The 271-nt window shown below is 62.0% G+C and carries 1 protein-coding gene; it reads left to right on the top strand.

All coding sequences use genetic code 11. The features are described 5' to 3' along the window. A partial coding sequence (locus KVT28_RS25170) for a methyltransferase (protein ID WP_217550894.1) occupies positions 1-271 on the top strand: 271 nt, incomplete at both ends.

The following is a 271-nucleotide window of genomic DNA, read 5'->3' as shown; positions in this document are numbered from 1 at the left end:
CGTCCGCAGGATATGGCGCGCTGTCAGTTTCGCGTTAACAACGTGCTGAGGGGCTTCCCGTCCGATCGCCTGCACGCGGTGCTGTGCAATCCGCCATTCCATCAGCAGCACGCGGTGACCGGTCATCTGGCATGGCAAATGCTGCGTGATGCGAAACGCTGCCTGCAGTATGGCGGCGGGTTGCGCATCGTCGGCAACCGCCACCTCGGTTATCACGTGAAAATGGAAAAGCAGTTTGGCATCTGCGAGCTGGGGGGGGCCCACGCCCACT

Source organism: Pantoea sp. GbtcB22 (genome assembly GCF_019091025.1).
GTDB lineage: Bacteria > Pseudomonadota > Gammaproteobacteria > Enterobacterales > Enterobacteriaceae > Pantoea > Pantoea leporis.
The sequence above is the reverse complement of the archived record's forward strand: the minus strand, read 5'-3'. Positions and strand labels throughout refer to the sequence as shown.